5 tRNA genes are annotated in these 532 nt (G+C 47.9%); all 5 read left to right on the top strand.

The window, feature by feature from the left end:
- The first annotated feature begins 50 nt into the window (after window positions 1–50).
- The 5 genes from RT41_RS10250 (at window position 51) to RT41_RS10230 (ending at window position 531) form a co-directional block, all read left to right on the top strand.
- Window positions 51–123, top strand: a tRNA-Asp gene (locus RT41_RS10250).
- Window positions 124–147: 24 nt separating this feature from the next.
- Window positions 148–220: transfer RNA gene (locus tag RT41_RS10245), tRNA-Lys, on the top strand.
- An 8-nt stretch (window positions 221–228) separates the two neighbouring features.
- A tRNA-Leu gene (locus RT41_RS10240) sits at window positions 229–310 on the top strand.
- Window positions 311–367: 57 nt separating this feature from the next.
- Window positions 368–440 (top strand) — tRNA-Thr (locus tag RT41_RS10235).
- A 19-nt stretch (window positions 441–459) separates the two neighbouring features.
- A tRNA-Gly gene (locus RT41_RS10230) sits at window positions 460–531 on the top strand.
- The last annotated feature ends 1 nt before the right edge of the window (window position 532 follow it).

Genomic DNA, 532 nt, shown 5'->3' with positions numbered 1-532 from the left:
GCGGTTCGATCCCGTTAACTCCCATAGGTTGTTCAACCTTAAAATGAATAGGTCTCGTAGTGTAGCGGTTATCACGTCGCCCTGTCACGGCGAAGATCACGGGTTCGATTCCCGTCGGGACCGTTCGTAGGAATACGAATAAGAATAGACTCGTTAGCTCAGTTGGTAGAGCATTTGACTTTTAATCAAAGGGTCGCGCGTTCGAACCGCGCACGGGTCATATCCAAAGCGGATGTGGTGAAATTGGCAGACACGCTAGATTTAGGTTCTAGTGCCGTAAGGTGTGAAGGTTCAAGTCCTTTCATCCGCATTCCGTGATACGAAAGTATGGAGAGGCTAAGTGAATAAGATTCACTGAGAGTCAATAGCCGACTTAGCTCAGTTGGTAGAGCATCTGATTTGTAATCAGAGGGTCGCGTGTTCGAATCATGTAGTCGGCATATAAGTAAGTCTTTACTTGCGAACGTAGTTCAGTGGTAGAATACAACCTTGCCATGGTTGGGGTCGCGGGTTCGAATCCCGTCGTTCGCTT

The organism is Lactococcus fujiensis JCM 16395 (genome assembly GCF_002441655.1).
Lineage (GTDB): Bacteria > Bacillota > Bacilli > Lactobacillales > Streptococcaceae > Lactococcus > Lactococcus fujiensis.
The sequence above is the reverse complement of the archived record's forward strand: the minus strand, read 5'-3'. Positions and strand labels throughout refer to the sequence as shown.